This is a genomic window from Phycisphaerales bacterium (genome assembly GCA_040217175.1).
Lineage (GTDB): Bacteria > Planctomycetota > Phycisphaerae > Phycisphaerales > UBA1924 > JAHCJI01.
Window position 1 is genome coordinate 197,203 of record JAVJNT010000002.1, and the last position, 20,068, is coordinate 217,270.

Annotated in this window: 17 protein-coding genes and 1 pseudogene; 12 read left to right on the forward strand and 6 right to left on the reverse strand. The window is 68.3% G+C overall.

From position 1 onward, the window contains the following. The first annotated feature begins 7 nt into the window (after positions 1 to 7). The 10 genes and pseudogenes from RIA68_07885 to RIA68_07930 all read left to right on the forward strand — a co-directional run bounded on the left by RIA68_07885 (position 8) and on the right by RIA68_07930 (position 11,365). Positions 8 to 1,138, forward strand: a complete 1,131-nt coding sequence (locus RIA68_07885; GenBank protein ID MEQ8317359.1) for a flagellar basal body P-ring protein FlgI — start codon at positions 8 to 10, stop codon at positions 1,136 to 1,138. A gap of 3 nt (positions 1,139 to 1,141) precedes the next feature. Further along, positions 1,142 to 1,495 carry a hypothetical protein gene (locus tag RIA68_07890; protein ID MEQ8317360.1) on the forward strand — a complete coding sequence of 118 codons (354 nt, stop codon included), beginning with the start codon at positions 1,142 to 1,144 and terminating at the stop codon, positions 1,493 to 1,495. Beyond that, on the forward strand, positions 1,492 to 2,004 hold the full coding sequence (locus RIA68_07895) for a hypothetical protein (protein MEQ8317361.1): 513 nt from the start codon (positions 1,492 to 1,494) through the stop codon (positions 2,002 to 2,004). The genes RIA68_07890 and RIA68_07895 overlap by 4 nt, the downstream gene beginning before the upstream one ends. A 33-nt stretch (positions 2,005 to 2,037) precedes the next feature. Next, positions 2,038 to 3,780, forward strand: a complete 1,743-nt coding sequence (gene flgK, locus RIA68_07900) for a flagellar hook-associated protein FlgK (protein MEQ8317362.1) — start codon at positions 2,038 to 2,040, stop codon at positions 3,778 to 3,780. A 31-nt stretch (positions 3,781 to 3,811) separates the two neighbouring features. After that, positions 3,812 to 5,860, forward strand: coding sequence for a flagellin (locus RIA68_07905; GenBank protein MEQ8317363.1), 2,049 nt, complete (start codon positions 3,812 to 3,814; stop codon positions 5,858 to 5,860). Between the two features lie 88 nt (positions 5,861 to 5,948). After that, positions 5,949 to 6,398, forward strand: coding sequence for a flagellar assembly protein FliW (locus RIA68_07910; GenBank protein MEQ8317364.1), 450 nt, complete (start codon positions 5,949 to 5,951; stop codon positions 6,396 to 6,398). Positions 6,399 to 6,465: 67 nt separating this feature from the next. Continuing rightward, a pseudogene (csrA, locus tag RIA68_07915) lies at positions 6,466 to 6,639 on the forward strand (carbon storage regulator CsrA). 298 nt (positions 6,640 to 6,937) lie between these two features. Then, entirely contained in the window at positions 6,938 to 8,497 is a 1,560-nt protein-coding gene (locus RIA68_07920; GenBank protein MEQ8317365.1) for a flagellin, read from the forward strand. Between the two features lie 285 nt (positions 8,498 to 8,782). After that, complete coding sequence (locus tag RIA68_07925) at positions 8,783 to 10,306, forward strand: flagellin (GenBank protein ID MEQ8317366.1); 1,524 nt, start codon at positions 8,783 to 8,785, stop codon at positions 10,304 to 10,306. A 99-nt stretch (positions 10,307 to 10,405) separates the two neighbouring features. Further along, a complete protein-coding gene (locus tag RIA68_07930) occupies positions 10,406 to 11,365 on the forward strand; it encodes a tyrosine recombinase (protein ID MEQ8317367.1) in 960 nt (319 codons plus the stop codon). Positions 11,366 to 11,467: 102 nt separating this feature from the next. On the opposite strand, the gene RIA68_07935 is transcribed toward RIA68_07930, so the two are convergent. Both RIA68_07935 and RIA68_07940 read right to left on the reverse strand, forming a co-directional pair. Then, positions 11,468 to 12,115 (reverse strand): GC-type dockerin domain-anchored protein, encoded by a 648-nt coding sequence (locus tag RIA68_07935; protein MEQ8317368.1) that lies wholly within the window; start codon positions 12,113 to 12,115, stop codon positions 11,468 to 11,470. 989 nt (positions 12,116 to 13,104) lie between these two features. Beyond that, complete coding sequence (locus tag RIA68_07940; protein MEQ8317369.1) at positions 13,105 to 14,010, reverse strand: hypothetical protein; 906 nt, start codon at positions 14,008 to 14,010, stop codon at positions 13,105 to 13,107. Positions 14,011 to 14,277: 267 nt separating this feature from the next. On the opposite strand from RIA68_07940, the gene RIA68_07945 reads away from it, so the two are divergent. Continuing rightward, positions 14,278 to 15,723 (forward strand): radical SAM protein, encoded by a 1,446-nt coding sequence (locus RIA68_07945; protein ID MEQ8317370.1) that lies wholly within the window; start codon positions 14,278 to 14,280, stop codon positions 15,721 to 15,723. Here RIA68_07945 and RIA68_07950 read toward each other — a convergent pair. The 4 genes from RIA68_07950 to RIA68_07965 are packed head-to-tail and all read right to left on the reverse strand — an operon-like array spanning position 15,712 to position 19,026. Then, positions 15,712 to 15,963: a hypothetical protein gene (locus RIA68_07950; GenBank protein MEQ8317371.1), complete on the reverse strand. Its 252-nt coding sequence runs from the start codon at positions 15,961 to 15,963 to the stop codon at positions 15,712 to 15,714. The genes RIA68_07945 and RIA68_07950 overlap by 12 nt on opposite strands. Continuing rightward, on the reverse strand, positions 15,953 to 16,504 hold the full coding sequence (locus RIA68_07955; protein MEQ8317372.1) for a hypothetical protein: 552 nt from the start codon (positions 16,502 to 16,504) through the stop codon (positions 15,953 to 15,955). Before RIA68_07955 ends, RIA68_07950 begins: the two co-directional genes overlap by 11 nt. An 18-nt stretch (positions 16,505 to 16,522) precedes the next feature. Continuing rightward, the gene (recG, locus tag RIA68_07960) at positions 16,523 to 18,676 is read right to left on the reverse strand and encodes an ATP-dependent DNA helicase RecG (protein MEQ8317373.1); all 2,154 of its coding nucleotides are present in this window, start codon (positions 18,674 to 18,676) and stop codon (positions 16,523 to 16,525) included. Continuing rightward, positions 18,673 to 19,026, reverse strand: coding sequence for a DUF971 domain-containing protein (locus RIA68_07965; GenBank protein ID MEQ8317374.1), 354 nt, complete (start codon positions 19,024 to 19,026; stop codon positions 18,673 to 18,675). The genes recG and RIA68_07965 overlap by 4 nt, the downstream gene beginning before the upstream one ends. A gap of 54 nt (positions 19,027 to 19,080) precedes the next feature. On the opposite strand from RIA68_07965, the gene pyrF reads away from it, so the two are divergent. Then, complete coding sequence (gene pyrF, locus RIA68_07970) at positions 19,081 to 19,962, forward strand: orotidine-5'-phosphate decarboxylase (protein ID MEQ8317375.1); 882 nt, start codon at positions 19,081 to 19,083, stop codon at positions 19,960 to 19,962. The last annotated feature ends 106 nt before the right edge of the window (positions 19,963 to 20,068 follow it).

The following is a 20,068-nucleotide window of genomic DNA, read 5'->3' on the forward strand; positions in this document are numbered from 1 at the left end:
AAGGCCCATGCGCATCACCCCATACATCGCGTCCATGATCTTGTTCGCCGCACCCGCCCTCGCTCAGCTGGGGTCGGTGCAAACGCCCCAGCCGCTCCCCCGCCGGGCGGAGCTCGACATCCGCGAGATCGTGGAGTTCGCCAACGCCACCACCACCGAGCTCTTCGGATTGGGCGTGGTCACGGGCCTGAACGGCACGGGCGACCCACTCGATGACAGCGTCTCGGTCGAACCGCTCATAGCGCTCATGCGGAGCCAGGGCCTGCCGGTCTCGAGCCCCGAGAAACTCGCCGACTCGGGATCGGTCGCGCTCGTGTGGGTGCGGGCCACCATCCCCAACACCGGCGGGCGCAGGGGCGACGAGTTCACGGCCACGCTAACGTCCTTCAACGGCGCCACGAGCCTCGAGGGCGGCGAGCTGACGATCTCGCCGCTGCGGCGCGCGGAACCGGGCGGAGAGCTGCTCGGGTTCGCGCGAGGTAGCCTCATCATCGACAGCGCCACCTCTCTCCAGAACGCGCGCATCCGCAACGGCGTCGAGCTCGTCCGCGACATCGTGCCGGTGGAGATCGGCGACGAATTCAAGCTCAAGGTCAAGCAGCAGTACGCGGGGCATTCGGCGACTTCGCTCGTCGCCACGACCATCAACGACGCGTACTACAACTCCGACGCGCTCGATCTGCCGCCGGTCGCCAAGCCGATCGACGACCGCATCGTGCAAATCTCCGTGCCCGAGGCCGATCGCGGGGCGCTCCCGCAGTTCCTCGACTTCATCATGACGCGGCGCGTGCGAGACCCCGACCTGCTGAAGCTGCCGGCTCGCGTGATCATCAATCGCAGAACGGGCGCCATCGTCGCGACGGCCAACGTCGACATCAGCCCCGTAGGCGTGGCCCACCAGGCGATGCAGCTCACCGTCACCCAGCCCGCGCCGATCATCACCCCGCAGACGCCCGTGACGAGCGAGGAGGTCTGGACGGGGCTGGCGTCGACGCCCGATGGGCGCGAGACGGCCAAGCTGAGCGACCTGCTCGCCGCGTTCCGGGCACTTGAGATGCCCGTCGCCCAGCAGATCGACATCCTGGAGATGATGGACGAGAGCGGCGCCCTGCACGCCGACGTGGATTACATCGATTAGCCCATGCGTATCGACACCGCCATCACGCACCAATCCGTCGTGCAAGAGCGCCAGCGCGACTTCTCGGCCGTCATCGCACGAGACGACGCGAACCCGCGCGCCGAGGGATCGGCACGCCGCGCGGCCGAGGACTTCGTCGCCATGGCCTTCGTCGAGCCGCTGCTGGCCCAGATGCGCGAGAGCACGAACGCGGCCCCGCCCTTTGGCCCCGGCTCGGGCGAAAAGCAGTTCGGCGAGATCATGGACCGCGTGCTCAGCCGGCAGCTCGTGCGCGCTTCGAGGTTCCCGCTCGTCGATCGGATCGAGGCCGACCTCACCCGCCAGCAATCCAGGGCCACGGAGGGCCTCTTCGCATGACGCACGTCCTCGAACACGCCAACCGGTTGGTCGTCGCCATCGACGCGATCGCGCGCGCCAACGACGCCCTCGCGTCGCTCGCCCGCGCCCAGCGGTCGGCCATCGCCGGCATGCGGACGAGCGAGGTCGCCGACGTCGTCGCGCAGCAGCGGGCCATCGGGCGAGAGCTGGCCGATGCCGAAGAGTCGCGGCGTAGTGCCGTTCGGAGCCTCTGCCAGGCGCTCAAGCTGCCCGAGGCGGCGAGCCTGAGCGACCTGACACGCGCGGTCGGTCGGCACGACGCCGACGTCGGCCGGGCCCTTGCGACCGCGGCGGATCATGCCCGCAAGGCGGTCCTCGAGTGTCAGGGCCAGCAGCGCATCGTGCACGCGGCCGCGAGCAGCGTCGTGGCCCACCTCGACGGGCTGGCACGCCAGGTGCTGGCGCACGCCAATCGCGCGGGCGTCTACGCATCGACGGGCGCCCTGTCGGGTAGTCATGCGGTGCGGGGGGTGGACCTTGTCTCGTGACGCCACGCCAAGCCAACCGAGAGGGGCGATGACATGGGCCTGACCTCCGCACTGCGCATCGGCGCCAGCGCCCTGTCGACGCACCAGCTCGGCGTGCAGGTGACCGGCAACAACATGGCCAACGTGGCCACGCCCGGCTATGCACGCCGCTCGCTGCTGCTGACGCCCCAGGAGTCCAACGACCCCTTCCAGCGCCTGCAGTCGGGCAGCGGCGTCGCGCCGTCGTCGCTCAATCGCATCATCGACGAGGCGGTCATCGCGAGGCTCCGAGGCCAGATCGCCCGCGAGCGCGAGTCGAACCAGACGCTCCAGACCCTCGCGTCGCTCGAATCGGCCATCGGCGAGCTGAGCGAGACCGGCCTGACCAGCCAGCTCACCGACTTCTTCGGCTCCTGGTCCGATCGCTCCACCCTCGTCGCCTCCGACGGCGTCGTGGTGCAGCAGGCCGAGACGCTGGTGAGCAACATCAAGCGCATTCGCCAGGACCTGGTCCAGCAGAGGCGGCAGACCGACGGCCTGCTCGACACGCTCGTGCCCCGCGCCGACGACCTCCTGGGCGAGGTCGCCGCTATCAACAAGGACATCGCCCGCGCCCGCGTAGGCGGCGGCGACACGTCGACGCTGCAGGACCAGCGCGACCGCGTGCTGGACGAGCTCGCCGGGCTGATCGACATCGACACGGTCGAACGCGAGTCGGGCATCGTCGACGTCTACGTCGGCAGCACGCCCATGGTGCTCGCCGGCGACAGCCGCGGCATCGAGCTCCGCCGCGAGAGCATCGACGGCGTCGAGCAGGTCTCGGTGCGCACGCGGGCCGACGGCTCGGAGCTGCCGGTCATCTCGGGCCAGGTCGGCGCGCTGCTCGATGCGCGGACCAACGCCGTGGGCGAGACGCTTGACCAGCTCGATCGCCTGGCAGCCGAGCTGATCTTCCAGACAAACAAGATCCACGCGACGGCCAGCGGGCCCGACGGCCTGACCGAGGCCACCAGCCAGCTCCGCGTTCCGCCCGACGATCGCCTGCTCCCGCTCAACGACCAGGCCAATCCCTCCACCGCCGACCTGCCCTTCGAGTTTCAGAATGGCTCGTTCCTTGTGCACGTGCAGAACCCCGCGACGGGCACGAGCGAGGCGACACGCATCGAAGTCGACCTCGACCGTCTGGGCGACGACGGCACCGCCGGTACCATCGACGACGCCTCGATCGAGTCGATACGACAGGCGCTCGACCAGGTCGAGGGCATCTCGGCCGAATTCACCGCCGACGGCCGCCTCCGCGTCACGGGCGAGAACGGCGCCCGCTTCAGCTTCAGCGAGGACAGCAGCGGACTGCTCGGCGCGATTGGCATGAACGCGTTCTTCGAGGGCACCAGCGCCGACGACATCGCCGTCCGGAGCGACATCGCGGACGACCCCACGCTGCTGCAGGTCGGCCGCATCGGCTCGGACGGCGAATTCCGCGAGAACGCCGCCGCCCTGGATATGGCGGGGCTGCAGGACGGCGGCTTCGAGGCCCTGGGCGGGCAGAACCTCAATGAGTTCTGGACCACCGTGGCCGGCGGCGTAGGAGCCCAGGTCGACGCAGCGCGGACCAACGCCGAGGCCGCCGCGGTCGTTCGCGAGTCCATCGAGGCCCAGCGTGCCGCCACCAGCGGCGTGAGCCTGGACGAAGAAGCGATCAACCTCGTCACCCACCAGCAGGCCTACCAGGGCGCCGCCCGGTTCATCGCCGTCGTCGACCAGTTGCAGCAAGAGCTGCTGGCGATCTTCAACTGATGGCACACACCCCCACCATCGGAGGCCGGCCATGAGCAGCATTCCCGCGGGACTGGCACGGGCGCCCACGCTCTTCCTGGCGCAGGTGCAGCTCGACCGCATCAACCGCAACAACGTCGACCTGTTCAACGTGCAGCAGCGCCTCGCGACCGGCCGCGACGTCAACCGCGTCAGCGACGATCCGGTCCGGGCCGCGGCCATCTCATCGATCAACCAGTCCCTCGATCGCTCGACCCAGTGGCTGCGCAACTTCGACACCGCCGGCACCGCCCTCGACCTGCTCGATGGCGCACTGGGCGACGCCCAGGACTCGGCCCTCGAGGCCAAGAGCATCGCCCTCGAGTACGTCAACAGCACGTTTAACGCCGACGACCGCGCGGGCGCCGCCGTCACCGTCGAGGGCCTGCTCGACAAGGTGCTCGAGGTGTCCAATCGCAAGAGCAACGTGGGCCACATGTTCGGCGGCGACTTCCCGGGCAGCCAGCCCGTCACGCAGATGCTCGGCGGCTATCGCTTCGCGGCCTCGGGCGACGGCCTGAAGATCGATCTGGGTCCGGGCGTCGACGTGCCCCTCACGCTCGGGCCGGGCAGCCCGCTCGGCGGCACCTCGGCACGGGTCCGCGGCTTCGCCGAGCTGCTGGCGCCCGTCGAGCCCGACACGCCCGTCGACGAACTGCGCGGCGCGCGCGGCCAGGGCGTGCAACTGGGCAACATCGAACTGGCGATCGACGGCGAGACCGAGCGGGTGGACCTGACCGGCGCCGACGTGGCCGGCGACGTGGCCGACGCCATCGAGGCGGGCATCCGCCGGATCGAGGACCGGACCGGGCGAACGCTGCTGGGTCCGCAGGGCGTGCGCTTCGAAGCGCGGTCCTTGCGCATCGACCTGCTGGCCGAGGATGCCACGGGACCCGTGCCGGGCCTCACCTTCGGCGAGGTCGCCGAAGGCACGACGGCGGCGGACCTGGGCCTGGGCGGCGGTGGCGCCTTCACGGCGACCGCCGGCGCGGGCCAAGACCTCAATCCCAGGCTGACCTGGCTGAGTTCGATTCCCACCATCGACGACCTGCCGCTGGGCCAGATCCGCATCCGCAACGGCGGGCAGACCGAGATCGTCGACCTCAGCGAGGCCGAGACGATCCAGGACATCCGCAACGCCGTCGAGGCGACCGGCCTGGGCGTCCGCGTCGAGCTCAACAGCGAGACCGACACTATCGACCTGGTCAGCGATCTTGCCGTCGCCGTGGGCAACGGACTAAGCGTCGAGGAGATCGACGGCAACTTCGATACCGCCCAGCGACTGGGAATCCGCAGTTTTTCGTCCGAAACCGACGTCTCGAGCCTCAACGACGGCCGCGGCATCCGGATCATCGACGGCGTCGCGGATCCTGAGACCGGCGTCCTCGACCCCGATCGCAACACCGACTTCCGCGTCACCCTTGGCGACGGCCGGAGCTTCGACGTCGACCTGCGCCCCGAAGACCTGACGACGATGGCGGCGATCTCGACAAGGATCAACCAGGCGGCGACCGACGCGGGCATCGCCGTGCCGGGCGAGTTCGAGGCCGGCCTCGTGCAGACCGGTCCCGGCGGGCTGGCTCTGCAGCAGTCGGGCGCCTTCGCGGCCCCGCTGCAGGTCGAAGCATTGAACGGCTCGGGCTCGCTGCGAGATCTCGGCCTTGCGGACGGCACGTTCGATGCCGAGGGCTCGACGCTCGTCGGGAACGACGTCGCGCAGGTGCGGGTGCGCAACATCTTCAGCGACCTGCTGGATCTGCGCCAGGCGCTGCTCGACAACGACGAAACTGGCATCACCTTTGCGGGAGAGGCGGTCGAGACCCGCCTGAGCGAGATCGCGCAGGTGCGGGCCATCGTTGGGGGCGATGCACGACGCGTGCAGGAAGCCCAGGAACTGCGGGAGGACATCGTGCTTCTGGACGAGGCAACACGCAGCGGGCTGCAGGACACCGATTTCGCCTCGGCGGCGATCGAGCTCAGCCAGCTGCAGGTCCAGCTCCAGGCAGCACTCCAGGTGACGGCGACCAGCCGCCAGCAATCACTGCTCGACTTCCTGGGGTAGGAACCCCGGGCTCGGATCGAAGGATTCGTTTGGTTTAGGACAGACATCGGCACACACGTGGGCGAACGCCCGGCCGGAGGAGTACGGCATGCAAGTCAAGACGACCAGATTCGGCGTGGTGGACATCGCCGACGACAAGGTCATCACGTTTCCCCAGGGCCTCCTGGGCTTCCCCGACCACAGGCGGTACTGCCTGCTCGAGCCGGGCGAAGACGCGTGCTTCTTCTGGCTGCAATCGGTCGACGAGCCCGCGCTCGCGTTCGTGCTGACGGATCCGGCGCTCTTCTTTAAGGAGTACGAGGTCCCGATCCGTCCCGAGCAGGCCGAGGCGTTGAGCATCGAGAAGATGGACGACGCCCAGGTCTTCGTGATCGTCAACAAGGTGGGCGAGGTCCTGACGGCCAACCTCCAAGGCCCCCTGCTCATCAACACCCTAAACCTCAGCGGCCAGCAACTCGTGCTCGCCGACAAGCGCTGGTCGACCAGGCACACGATCATGCAGGTCGGCAGCGATCAGACGACGGCCGCAACGGCCTGACGGCACGTGGCGATGAAGGACCGGAGCCACATCAACACCCCCACCGATGGGGGGACGGAGCGCAGGGATGCTGGTGCTGTCGAGGCAACGAGACGAGACGATCATGATCGGCGACGCGGTGGAGATCACCATCGTCGACATCCGCGGGGACAAGGTCCGGCTGGGCATCAACGCCCCGGCCCAGGTCGCCGTCCATCGCAAAGAGGTGTACGAGGCCATCAAGGCCGAGAACAGGCGCGCCGCCGAGGCCAAGGGCAGCGAGTTCGGCGCGCTCAGCTCGGCGATCCGGCCCGGCCGCCGCGCGGGGCTCAGCCCGGCGGGGCGCATCGGCCAGAGCAATGGCTCGGCAACGAGCAATGGGGCCGACCACGCCGATGCGGCGCCCAAGCCCGCCCGCGTTGCACCCGCCAAGAACGATACACGGAGGCAGGCTTCATCCTGACCTTGATCACGCCTTGAGGGCCGTCGGCCCACGTCGCTTCGACGGACAGTTCCAGCAGGCCGCGACGGAGTGCGGCTGAGGCTCACGGAGGATCGCGATGACTCGCATCAATACCAACGTCCCCAGCATGATCGCCCGATCAAACCTCTCGCGGACCAACCGCGAGCTGGATACCCGGCTCGAGCGACTCTCGACGGGACTGCGGATCAACCGCGGTGCCGACGACCCCGCCGGACTGATCATCTCCGAGCGGCTGCGGTCCAACATCCGCGGTGCTGAGCAGGGCATCAAGAACTCCGAGCGCGCTTCGGCGGTCATCGCGACCACCGAGGGCTCGCTCACCGAGGTCAACGACCTGCTCAACTCCATCAAGGCCCTGGTCGTCGAGGCGGCCAACACCGGCGCCTTCTCCGACGAGGAGATCGCCGCCAACCAGGCCCAGATCGACTCGGCCATCGACTCGATCACCCGCATCGCCGACACTGCGCGCTTCGGCGACCTGCGGCTGCTGGACGGCTCGCTGGGCTACCAGACCTCGGGCATCGCCACGTCGGCCGTCGCCAAGACCGACGTCCGCGCGGCAAGCTTCTCCCAGGGCGACTCGCTGGACGTCAACATCGAGATCCTCAACTCTGCCCAGCAGGGCGGGCTGTACGTCCGCGGAGACCTTCCCACGCCGGGTGCACCAGGGAACGGCACGATTCTTTCAACCGTGGTCCTCGAGGTTCGCGGACCCGACGGCGTGGTGAGCCTCGAGTTCACCTCGGGCCAGTCGTTTACCGAGGTCGCCAGCGCCATCAACCGCCTCACGCCCTCGACCGGCGTGACGGCCGAGCTCATCAACGGCGATGCCGCCAGCGGCCTCGTCTTCTTTAGCGAGGGATACGGAACGCGCTCCTTCGTATCGGTCGAGCGACTCCAGGACCCCGGCCCCGACGGTGCGTGGCAGACGTACAAGTTTGCGGACGAGCTCTCCATCGGCGACAACGACCCCTTCCCGTGGACCAGCGTGGGCACCGACCTGCTGACGGCCGTCCGCGATCAGGGTCGCGACGTCCAGGCGATCATCAACGGCGCCCTCGCGACCGGCGACGGACTCAGCGTCAAGACTGCCAGCACGCAGCTTTCGCTCGATCTGATCCTCACCGAAGACTTCGCAACGCGTGCCGGCGAGACTTCGTCGTTCGACATCACCGGCGGCGGCTCGCTCTTCCAGCTCGGCTCGGAGGTCGTCGCCCAGCAGCAGGTGAACTTCGGAATCAACTCCGTTGCGGCGTCTCGGCTGGGTGGGACGGTCGTCGACGGCTCGCTGGAGTTCCTTGAGTCGCTCAAGTCGGGCCGCGAGAACAGCCTGGCCAGCAGCAAGGACCGCGGCAACTTCACCGCCGCGAGCCGCATCACCGACACGGCCATCGACGAGATCACCATCGTCCGTGGGCGGCTGGGCTCCTTCGAGCGGAACACGCTGCAGACCAACATCCGGTCGCTGGCGCTCTCGGTCGAGAACCTGACCGCCAGCGAGTCGCTGATCCGCGATGCCGACTTCGCGAAGGAAACCAGCCTGCTGACCCGGGCCCAGATCCTGGCGAGCTCGGGCACCACCATCCTCGGGCTGGCCAACCAGCAGGCCCAGAGCGTCCTGCAGTTGCTCGGCTAGGCCCTATAACATAGTCGTGACCCGCCCCAGGGCGGTTATCAGACTCTCATCGCACGCGATGCGGCCCGGTTTGCCCCGGGCCACGTCGCGTTGTGGGGCGATTTTCCGGTTCTGGGCCAGACGGACTGAATTGGCGTCTGGCTTCCGTCGATCCAACCTCCAACGCACGGGACAGCACCTGGTACGGACGCCAGGCAGCGACGTGCGCAAGTGCGGGGCAGCCGCCCCGCGGTGACGCCCGGTGCCGCGAGTATGCGGGGCACAGGTCCACGGAGGATCGTCGCAATGAGTCGGATCAACACGAACGTGCAGTCGCTTCTCGCCCAGCGTGTGCTTGGCATGAACAACAAGAACCTGAACCAGTCGCTGGAGCGGCTGTCCACGGGTACCCGCATCAACCGGGGCAAGGACGACCCGGCGGGCCTGATCGCCTCGGAGAACCTTCGTGCCGAGGCCACCGCGCTGACCGCCGCCATCGGCAACGCCGAGCGCGCCGATCAGGTGATCAACATCGCCGAGGGCGGTCTCCAGGAGGTCTCCAACCTGCTGAACGAGCTCCAGGGCCTGCTGACCACGACGGCCAACCAGGCCGGCCTGGGCGAGCAGGAGAAGCTGGCCAACCAGCAGCAGGTCGATTCGATCCTGCAGACCATCGATCGCATCGCCTCGGCTACCAGCTTCCAGGGCACCAAGCTGCTCAACGGCAGCTTCGATTATCGCGCCCAGGACGTTGCCAGCGAGGTCACCGACTTCAAGATCAACGGTGCCAAGTTCGAGAGCGCCACGCTCGACGTCGATGCCCTGGTCACCCAGTCGGCCCAGCAGGCCGGCTTCTTCCTGTCCACCACGGGCAGCCTCGACCTCAACGGCAGCGGCGACGACTTCCGCATCGAGATCGGCGGCCGCCTCGGCAGCCGCGAGTTCAGCTTCAGCTCGGGCGTGGCCAACGCCGACATCGCCGCGGCCATCAACAACTTCAGCGAGGTCACCGGCATCACGGCCACCGTGTCGGGCACAGGCATCCTGCTGAGCAGCGATGAGTTCGGCGACAACGAGTTCGTTTCGGTCAAGGTCATCGACGATGCCAGCGTCCAGGGTACCGGCGTGGGCATCTACGACCTCGAGGACGAAGACTTCGGCACCGCCGACACGACCATCCGCAGTACCTTCGCCAACGCGACCAACGAGGTCCGCGATCTGGGCCAGGACATCGCCGGCACCATCAACGGCATCCGCGCCGTGGCCGACGGCAAGAACCTGCGCATCAACACCGACTTCCTCGACATCGAGCTCACCCTCGATACCACGTCCAGCCAGACGCTGGGCGCCGTCGAGGCCAGCTCCGGCGCGCCGACCCTGCAGATCACCGGCGGTGGCGCCGACTTCCAGCTCGCCGGACAGGTCGACGTGGCCGGCAAGGTGAGCCTGGGCATCGGCAACGTTGCCGTTCGGAACCTGGGCAACTCGACCGACGGCTTCCTGGGCGATCTGGCCTCGGGCAAGTCGCTCAACATCTCTGAGGGTGCCGATCTCTCGGGCGCTCAGGAGGTCGTTGAGACGGCCATCGAGCAGGTCTCGACCCTGCGTGGCCGCCTCGGTGCGTTCCAGCAGAACACCGTTGGCGCCACCATCCGCAGCCTGTCGATCTCGCTGGAGAACACCCGTGCGGCCGAGTCGGTGATCCGTGATACCGACTTCGCGACCGAGACGGCCCAGCTGACTCGCAGCCAGATCCTGGTCTCCTCGACCACCAACATCCTCTCCCTGGCCAACAGCCAGCCCCAGTCGGTCCTCCAGCTTCTCGGCTAAACCGCGTAGCGAAGACCTTCTGAGATAACCTTCCAAGGCCCGTCCCGATCTCGGGGCGGGCCTTTTGCCATGCGCCCACGGATGCCGATAGGGGTCAGCGTGGCACAGAACCCGCTCGAGATTCCAGGGATGGCCGAGCTGCCCGCCGCCTACCAGGACGCGCTACGCGGCTTCCTGGCCTTCCTGCGCATCGAGTGCGGGCTGAGCCAGAACACCAGGCTCGCGTACGCCCGCGACCTGCGAGACCTGGCGACCGATCTCGTCGAGCACGGCGTCAATGATCCGAGGGACGTCCATCCGCGAGCGCTGGCTGACCACCTCGGCCGGCTCTCGAGCCAGCGCGGGCTCAAGGCTCCGAGCCTGGCCCGCCATCTCGCCAGCGTGCGCGCCTGGTGCCGCTGGTTGCACGCACGGGGCGTCGTCGCCGAGGATCCCACCGACCCGCTGCTGCGGCCCGCGCGTTGGCGCAGGCTGCCCAAGACGCTCTCGCCCAGCCAAGTGAGCACGCTGGTCGAAGCACCGCATCCGCCAGAGCACGGCAAGGGGCCACCGCTGTGGCTGCGCGATCGCGCGATGCTCGAGCTCATGTACGCCTGCGGCGTGCGCGCCACCGAGCTGTGCGACCTGGCCGACGACGACCCGGTCCGCGACGTGGCCATCCTGCGCGTCCGCGGCAAGGGCGACAAGGAGCGCGTGGTGCCAATGGGCATGCCCGCGGTCCACTGGATCGCACGGTATCGCCAGGAATGCCGGCCGCGGCTCGTCGAGCGCGGTGCCCCGCACATGGGCCGGCTGTTCGTCTCGCGCAACGGGCGCCCGCTGGAACGCACCGCGGTGTGGGTCATCGTCAACCGCTGGGCCAAGCGGGTCGGCCTGGCCGGCATCCACCCCCACATGCTTCGGCACAGCTTCGCGACCCACCTGATGACCGGCGGCGCCGACCTGCGCGTCGTGCAAGAGATGCTGGGCCACGCCAGCATTGCCACCACCGAGATCTACACGCACCTCGACGGCGACCGGCTGCAAGACGTCGTCGCCAAGCACCTGCCACTGGGCTGACGACGCGGACTTTCAGGGCCGGGTGGTTGGCAACGGGCGATGGCGTCGGAGGGCAGGCCGGCTTCCCATCACCCCTTCGTCGCTCCGTCGCTTCCTTTTTGCTCAGCACCCCGCATCGAACGCCGTCTGGAACGCCAGGAAGTCGAAGATCGTCAGCTCGCCGTCGCCGTCGAAGTCGGCTTGTGCGTCGCCGTCCTGGAAGCGGTTGGCGAAGGCGAGAAAGTCGAAGATGGTGAGGGTGCCATCGCTGTCGAGGTCGGCGGGGCACGCGTTGCAGGCTAGGTCGAAGAAGTATCCGGCGCCGGGCCAAGACGAGCCGCCGGCGTGGTCTTCGGGCGCGCCGACGATGGCGTGGCGGCCGTCGGTGGCGATCGAGATGCCGTAGAAGCCGGCGTAGCTGGGGGGATTGGGTACGAGCTCGCCGACCTCGTGCCACTCGCCCGCGGCGTCGCGCTCGAATCGCAGCACGGTGCCGTCGTGGCCGGGGTCGCTGCCGTTGCGGTTGGTGCGCGCGAGCAGCAGGTCGCCGGTGAGCGCCATGCGGTGGCCCAGCTCGTCGCCTTGCTGGGGCTCGCTCTGGGTCAGTTCCTGCCGGAGCTCCCACTGGTTGCCTTCGAGCTCGTAGATGAAGATGGCGCCCTGGAACTCGACGTCGCGATTGACGCGGCGGGCCGCGATGGCGAGGGTGTGGCCGTTTAGAGCGAGCCAGAATCCAAACTCGCGATTGTCTTCATACGGTTCGGGCGGCATGATCTTTTGCGAGAACCCAAAAGCGCCTTCGCTGTCGCGACGAAACACATACACCGAGCCGCCATCTCGTACATGCGTGGCGTCCCGGTACGCCGGGGCGAACAGCCACTCATCATGCAGCACCGATGTGTATCCGAATCCCTCGTCGGGCGTCATTGGGTCTGGAGACTCGACCTTCTGCTCGAGCGTCCAACCTTCCGGAGTCGGCCCGTAGATCCAAACTTGACGAGGAAAGTAGTCTGAAACAGACAGGGCGGCCGTATCTTCACTGAGCGAAACGAAGGCTCCACCACCGTCGCCCTCAAAATCTGAAGGTGGCGCAAGCCTCCCCGATTCTACCCAGGATTCGCCATCGAATTCGTAGACGAAGCCGCCTCCGCGACCCGGAGTCATCGTCCACCGGAAGCGGTATGAACCAATCAGCACCCGGTTGCCATCCGCCGAGATCCACGTACCGAACATGTCCAATCCGGCCGCATCATGCGGCACCAGTGTTTGCGTGTACACGAGTTCGCCGCCGACATCCTCGTACACGTGGACTGTACCTGTGGTGCAGCAGCCAACCCTGGCCTGCGTGTCTCCTACGAACCAGAATCGCCCGTTCGTCGCAGTCGATTCTCCAAATCCGTTTGCCTCGACCCCCGGAGGCGCGACGAGTCTTTGCGGCCCGCAAGGCTCGTCTCCGAGCGTGTTACTGGCGACGATGAAGGCCATGAGGATGAGGGTCAGACGGATCATGACCACATTCTGACCGATCCAAGCCCGCGACGCAAGAGGGACTGGCCTCAGGCGACCAAGATCGTCGACCTGGTTCATGCGAGTCGCCGAGCCCAGGATCTTTCCGGTTCGCACCGGAGACGACCCGGTCATGCGTCCGACGGGTGCACATGGCCGTCAACAGGAACGGGTGTTCGCGTTCCCTTCTGGAACCACCGACATGCTCAACTTCAGCCGGACCTACGCCGCGGCAACGGGCCCGTGGGCCCGGCTCACATCGGGCGGCGGAGCGGGTTGCCCGGGCTGTTGTCGCCCATGCTTCGGTCGCGGTCGGAGACCCACGATCGGGACTTGGGGCGCTCGGCCTCGGAGGGACCGTGATCGCCCATTGGTCGATCGACGACCCCCACGGTCCGCTGGCCGTGGTTGCTGCCAACGCCCGAGGAGCGGATGGTCTCCAACTCCTTGTCGAGCTTGCGGTCGAGTTCGCTGACCGACCGCACGATGACGCCGGCCTCGACGCCCTCGCGGAAGCACCACAGCACGTAGCCGGCCAGCACGGCGGCCACCAGCGGCAACGCCACGTGCGAGGCCAGCAACGCGACCGAGTCGAGCTGTTGCGGGCCCTGGCTGGACGACAGCAGTGTCTGATAACTCACGAACGTCCCGTTGAGCGGCAGGCCCGGGAGATTGATCACCAGCGGCAACGAGGCAAGGCCGAGCACCGTTGCCCACGTGCTCGCCCGCACGGCCTGTTCGACGCCCGGCACGCTCCCGCCGCCGGCGACCACGGAGCCGAGCCCCACGGCCACCCACAGCGTTGCGACGGAGATCAGGCCGATCGACGCCGAAGCGTCGGTGAACGTGCGCAGCGTGCCGTCCCAGCGGCTGAGGACCTTCTCGGGTTCGGTCGACACGGTTCGAGCACCGCGCGTCGCGGCCCGGCCCGTCCGAGAACCGCGGGCCTCGCCCGAGCCGGCCTCGGGCGTGACGACGGTGAGCTGCTGGGCGGCCGGCGGCGTCTCAAGCACCGTCCAGCGGACGTCGGTGAAGTGCACGAAGCCGAAGGACAGCATCTGCAGCACCGCCGCCAGGATGACGGCCATGGCCGACCAGGTCACGGTGGTGCGGAGCTGGACCAGGGCCCCCGAGACGTGGGGGCGGGCGGAATAGGGCATCGGCACGATCCTCCTACGAGGTGCGCGGCACCTCAAGGAGACGTATCGAATCGGATCCGGGTGATTCCAAGCGACGCGGCCGACCACTGCCGGATCGGGCGCTTGCCCAGTCGATACTGCCCGCGCGAGCGGGAGGGCCGGCCCAGATTCCGGGAAGATCGGACGCGTCGAGCAGGTTTCAATTATTTCTGAAAGTATGCTGTACCGATGGTCCTGGGGCGTCAACAATGTCCCGAAGCACGGACCTGGACTCCTTGGGAGACCTCGATGCCCTCGATCTACGCAGCCCCGCCGCAGCACCCCGAATTCCCGGCGAAGGACCCCGGGCTGCTGGGTGCCGTCGTCCGGGGACAGGCCCGGCTGACACCCGAGCAGGGACTGGAGATCCTGCAAACCATGCCGCTCGCCGAGCTTGGGCGCTGGGCCGACGCGCGTTGCCGGCAGGTACACGGCGACACCTACCGGACCTACGTCATCGACCGCAACATCAACTACACGAACGTGTGCAGCGCGAAGTGCATCTTCTGCGCGTTCCGGAGAGACGCCGAGGACCACGACTCGTACACGCTCGAGTACGAGGACATCTACGAGAAGATCGCCGAGCTCAGCGATATCGGCGGCACGCAGATCCTCATGCAGGGCGGCATGAACCCGGCGCTGCCGCTGGACTGGTACCTTGGACTTCTGAGCGGGATCAAGGAGCGCTTCCCGCACATCCACATCCACGCGTTCAGCCCGCCGGAGTTCATCGAGTTTGTGCACTTCTTCGATCCGCCCGGCGCGACGCTCGAGGACAAGATCCGCTGGGTCATGGTGCGGCTGCGTGAAGCTGGGCTGGACAGCCTGCCCGGCGGCGGCGGCGAGATCTTCGCGCCGGCCGTTCGCCGAAAGATCGGCCTGGGCAAGTGCAACGCCGAGGCGTGGCTGACCTGCATGTACGTCGCGCACACGCTGGGCATGTTCACCAGTGCGACGATGATGTTCGGGCACATCGAGGGCCTGGGCGACCGCGTGCACCACATGCGGCTCGTGCGAGACTGGCAGGACCGGGCGCTGCTCGAGGGCGGCGCACGAGACCCCATGGACGCCGGGCCGGGCGAGCCAATCGCCACGCCCAGCTTCGGGCACTACAAGGCGTTCATTAGCTGGCCCTTCCAGCGCGAGAATACGCCGCTGGGCCGGCTGCGCGAGTGGGGCGAGGGCGAGGGCGACGCCGGCGACTTCCCGGGCGACGTCGTCGCGAAGCTCGACGGCAGCGGGACGAAGGACGAGCACCCCGAGTTTGGTCGCCGCCTCAGGCTCGCGGGCGCGACGCAATACCTGCGCACGCAGGCCCTCAGTCGCCTGATGCTCGACAACATCTACTCGATCGGCAGCAGCTGGGTCACGATGGGCCCGCACGTTGGCCAAGTCGGACTGAAGTTCGGCGCCAACGACATGGGCAGCGTGATGATGGAGGAGAACGTGGTGTCGTCGGCGGGCACGACGTATTGCCTCAACGAGCCCGTGCTGTGCCGGCTCATTCGCGACGCGGGCTACGTGCCCTCGCAGCGCGACAACACCTACGACGTTATCCGCACGCACGACGGACCCGAGAGCCCCGACCTGCAGGTGACCGACTGGAGCGAGCACCGCGCCCGCAAGCTGCACACGCAGGCACCTGCCGAATCGTCGGCGGCGACCCTGACCGTCAGCGCCGGCTCACGAGACTGAGTCGTCTGATTCTTTGACGCCGTAGGTCGTGAACTTCTGCTCGACGAAGCCCTCGCGCTGCTCGGGCGGGTGTGCGACGCTGACCGAGCGGTCGCCGCCCGGCCTCAGGTAGAGCTCGGCCATCCGTCGCTCGATCGAGTCGACGATGGCCTCGCGCTCGGACTCGGGCGCGAGCATGAGGCAGGCAAGCCAGCGACGGCCAAGCTCGGCGCCGGCCGGACGGAGCAACTCAACGAGCATCTGGACGTGGTCGCTGGGCGAGAGCGTCGGCGACGGAATCGGCCCGTGATCGGGCGGCGTCGGATCGTCCTTCGGCTGAGGCTGGGCTGACATGGTCACCCTCTGGCGGCTTGGCCTCGACGCTCGTCGCAGGCTTCGCGGCTGCGTTTTCGCCCTGGCGGATCATCGTTTCGAGCACCTGAGTGTAGCGTTCCAGCCGATCCATCCGCGACTCGAGCCGCTCGATGGCGAGTGCCACGTGGGTGAGCAGATCGGTGGCGTTGGCCTCCCGCAGCACGTGCGGCTTCACCTGCGCCTGCCGCATGGGGCCGCGGCCGGTGAGCACCCAGTTGATGTTGAGCCCGAGCGACTCGGAGAGCCGCGAGACGAAGTCGACGCTCGGTGCATGCCCGCCGAGGTATCGGCGCACGGTCTCGGGGTGGGTGTTGGTTATCTGACCAACGCGGCGGAACGTCCGATCGCCGACGGCGATCTGCAACCGGTCGTGCAACCGCTCGCCCGCATGCACGCCGTCGTTCGCTGCGATCCCATCTCGGCTCACGCAGGTATTGTGTCCCGCTCATCCGACGTCGGCAAGCCCGAGCCACTCGCCCACCGTTCGCAACACGCGACGCCTAAGCACGGCGTCCTCGGCGTTCCCCAGTTTGGGGGATCGCTCGACCCAGGCTTGCGCGTCGCGGCGTGCGAGTTCAAGCAGTTCAGCGTCTCGCACCAGATCCGCCACGCGCAGGGGCAAGGCACCTGATTGGCGCGAGCCAAACATCTCGCCCGGCCCGCGAAGCGCGAAGTCTGCCTCGGCGAGCTTGAAGCCGTCGTTGGTGCTGGTGATCGCCTCCATCCGCCGCGCACCGACGTCGGTGGTCGGGTCTGCCACGAGCAGGCACTCGGCGCGAAGCCCATCGGGCATGCCGCCGCGACCGACGCGCCCGCGGAGCTGGTGGAGCTGGGCGAGCCCGAAGCGGTCGGCCTGCTCGACGACCATGCACGTCGCGCCCGGCACGTCGACGCCGACCTCGACGATGGTGGTCGCGACGAGCACGGGCGCCTCGCCGCTGCGGAAGCGTTCCATCGCTGCCTCACGCGCAGCGGTCGGCATCTTGCCGTGCAGGAGCCCGCAGCGTACGCCCTCGAGCGGGCCTGACTGGAGCTCCTTGATGAGATCGATGACGCCGACGAAAGGCTCCTTGCTCGCCGTTGGCTCGGATGGCTCGACCAGCTCGAGCTGCTGCGAGCTGTCGCCGATCGCGGGTGCGACGACGAACGCGAGACCCCCGCCGCGGACGTGCTCGCGCAGCCGCTGGTACGCCCAGTCGCGAGAGGGTGTCGGGATGTGCTCGGTGTGCACGGGCTGGCGGCCCGGCGGCATGTCGCCGATGGTCGTCACGTCGAGGTCGCCCAGCACGCTGATGGCGATGGTGCGCGGGATGGGCGTCGCGGTCATGACGAGCGTGTGGGGGATCGTCTCGCCGGCCTTCTCGCGCAGGGCCGCACGCTGGTGCACGCCGAAGCGGTGCTGCTCGTCGATGATGGCCAGGGCGAGGCTCTTGAACTTGACCGTGTCGGTGAGCAGGGCGTGCGTGCCGACGACGATGTCGACGTGGCCCATCGCGAGGTCTGCCAGCACGCGCTGGCGATCGGCGGGCGCGAGGGCGCCGGTCAGCATCGCCACGCGCACGTCTGCTCTCTCCAACATCGCCCGAAGCGAACGCTCGTGCTGCTCGGCGAGGATCTCCGTGGGGGCCATGAGCGCGGCCTGGTGCCCGGTGGCGACGGCCATGAGCATCCCATAGGCGGCGACCATCGTCTTGCCCGAGCCCACGTCGCCCTGGATCAGTCGGTTGGCGGGCGTCGTCTGGGCGAGGTCGCCGGCCAGCTCGTGCATCGCGGCGAGCTGGCCGGGCGTCGGCGTGTAGGGCAGCCGCGACACGATGCGCTCGTGCAGCGCGTCGTCTGCCCGCAGCGCGATGGCACGGCCCTCTTGCCTCAGCTCGGCGCGGCGGAGCTGCACGCCGAGCTGGAGCATGAGCAGCTCGTCGTATGCCAGGCGGCGGCGCGAGACGGCAACCTCGTCCTTGTTGGCGGGTGCATGCTGCATCCGGTACGCCTCGCGCAGCTCGGGCAAAGCGTGGTGGTCGCGGAAGGCCTCATCCAAGTGGTCTTCGATGAACGGGAGCGCTGCGGGCAGGGCGGCGGCGATGGCGTCGGCGATGGCCCGGCTTTTGAGACCCTCGCCCGCGGGATACACGGGAACGAGGCGCCGGTCGAGGCCGGCGTTTGGTACGTCGGCCTCGTCGGCCTCGGGCAATACGTCGAAAGTGGGGTTGGCCATCTGCGGGTGGTGGTTGTACGTCGCGACCTTGCCCTGCACGCGGAGCCGCACGCCGGGCTGGACCTGCGAGCGCAGGTACCCGCCGTTGAACCAGACGAGGTCGATCGAGCCCGAGTCGTCGGTCAGCTTGGCCTGCAGCCGCTGCTTGGGGAAGCGGCCGGCCATCCGCGTCGAGGTGATCTCCCCCACCGCCGAGCCCTGCTCGCCCTCGACCAGTTCGGCGATCGGGCGCGTGGGCTCGTGCCACTCGTGCCGCATCGGCAGATGGGCAACGAGCTTGCCGACGTTGGTCAGGCCCAGTGCCGCGAATTGCTTGGCGCGGCGCGGTCCGACGCCGTGGAGCTCGATGAGCGGGCTGGTCAGGCTCAGGGTTTGCTCGGTCATGCCGATGGGTCTTCGTCCGCGCCGGCGCGATCGGCATTGGGATCGATCGAGCGGAGGTAGTCCCAGCTGAAGATGCCGGTCCGGTGGCCATCGGAGAAGGTCACGCGAATGGCGTAGCGGCCCACGAGCTGCGCATCGACGGCCCGGAGCTCCGAGCCCGAGCCGCTATCGGGCACGACTACCAGCGGGTTGGTCTGCATCTCCTCGCGAAGCTGCCGCATGTCGGCCGACGGAGACATGCGGCGGAGGTATGCGAGCGGATAGAACGACTCGCTGCCGTCCTGCCAGCGCACGGTCAGGCCCTTCACGCGGTCGAGGTCGAGGCTGGCCGGGGCCGGCTCCTGGTTCATGCCTTGCGTCCCGAGCAAGCGTGCCGCGCTCGCGGGGGTTCTATCGTCCTAGACATGCACCACGATAGCGCCGGCACCGAGTTCGACCGCACCCTGCACGACGCCAACAAGCGGTGCGGGGCCCCGCTGTGCGTCGGCATCGATCCGCTGGTCGAGAAGCTGCCCGAACCACTGAGCGGCTCGGAGCCCGGGCCGGCGTTCGAGGCGTTCGCGCGTGGCGTCATCGACGCCGTCGCGCCGTCGGCGAGCGCGGTCAAGTTCCAGTCGGCGTGCTACGAGCGGCTTGGCGTTGCGGGGCTCGTCGCCCTCGAGGCGGGCATCCGGCACGCACGCGACGCCGGGCTCGCAGTGATCCTCGACGCCAAGCGGGGGGACATCGGCGTGTCGGCACGCCACTACGCCGCTGCAGCCGCAAGCCTTGGCACGCAGGCTATCACGGTGAGTGCGTATCTTGGCATGGAGACCGTTGAGCCGTACCTGGACGCGGGGCTGGCGGTGTTCGTGCTCGTGCGTACGAGCAATCCCGGCTCGGCAGACGTCCAAGACGTGCCGCTGCGGTCGGGGGGCACGCTGGCGATGCACGTGGGACGACTCGTGGCCGAGTTGGGCCGGAGCCGGTCGGGCGTGCATGCGGTCGTCGGTGCGACCCAGCACGATCAATCCGGCGTCCTGCGGGCGGTCATGCCAGAGCAGTTGTTCCTGCTGCCGGGACTTGGTGCCCAGGGCGCGAGCGTGCAGGATCTCTGCGCCTTTGCCATCCACCCACGCCACGCTGGCGACGATCCGTCGCGTGGCTTGCTGGCCACCGCCAGCCGATCGGTGATCTACGCGGGGCAGGGTGCCGACTGGACCCGGGGCGTGTCGGCGGCCGCCGCTGATCTCAACACTCAGCTCCGATCGGCTTTGCTGCCGCCCGCGGTCGCGCCGACTGAGTAGGGCATGACGCACCGAATCATGTGAGCAAGATCCACTACGAACTGCGCCATCGGCGCACGAAAACCGACAATCCCAGCGGGATTGTCGGCGATGGGTCTATTACTCG

Coding starts and splice junctions, on each gene's coding strand:
- RIA68_07925 (MEQ8317366.1), top strand. CDS start 8,783: ATGAGTCGGATCAACACGAACGTGCAGTCGCTTCTCGCCCAGCGTGTG.
- recG (MEQ8317373.1), bottom strand. CDS start 18,676: ATGACCGAGCAAACCCTGAGCCTGACCAGCCCGCTCATCGAGCTCCAC.
- RIA68_07890 (MEQ8317360.1), top strand. CDS start 1,142: ATGCGTATCGACACCGCCATCACGCACCAATCCGTCGTGCAAGAGCGC.
- RIA68_07965 (MEQ8317374.1), bottom strand. CDS start 19,026: ATGAACCAGGAGCCGGCCCCGGCCAGCCTCGACCTCGACCGCGTGAAG.
- RIA68_07950 (MEQ8317371.1), bottom strand. CDS start 15,963: ATGCTCGTTGAGTTGCTCCGTCCGGCCGGCGCCGAGCTTGGCCGTCGC.
- pyrF (MEQ8317375.1), top strand. CDS start 19,081: ATGCACCACGATAGCGCCGGCACCGAGTTCGACCGCACCCTGCACGAC.
- RIA68_07945 (MEQ8317370.1), top strand. CDS start 14,278: ATGCCCTCGATCTACGCAGCCCCGCCGCAGCACCCCGAATTCCCGGCG.
- RIA68_07920 (MEQ8317365.1), top strand. CDS start 6,938: ATGACTCGCATCAATACCAACGTCCCCAGCATGATCGCCCGATCAAAC.
- RIA68_07905 (MEQ8317363.1), top strand. CDS start 3,812: ATGAGCAGCATTCCCGCGGGACTGGCACGGGCGCCCACGCTCTTCCTG.
- RIA68_07895 (MEQ8317361.1), top strand. CDS start 1,492: ATGACGCACGTCCTCGAACACGCCAACCGGTTGGTCGTCGCCATCGAC.
- RIA68_07940 (MEQ8317369.1), bottom strand. CDS start 14,010: ATGCCCTATTCCGCCCGCCCCCACGTCTCGGGGGCCCTGGTCCAGCTC.
- flgK (MEQ8317362.1), top strand. CDS start 2,038: ATGGGCCTGACCTCCGCACTGCGCATCGGCGCCAGCGCCCTGTCGACG.
- RIA68_07910 (MEQ8317364.1), top strand. CDS start 5,949: ATGCAAGTCAAGACGACCAGATTCGGCGTGGTGGACATCGCCGACGAC.
- RIA68_07885 (MEQ8317359.1), top strand. CDS start 8: ATGCGCATCACCCCATACATCGCGTCCATGATCTTGTTCGCCGCACCC.
- RIA68_07935 (MEQ8317368.1), bottom strand. CDS start 12,115: ATGCCGCCCGAACCGTATGAAGACAATCGCGAGTTTGGATTCTGGCTC.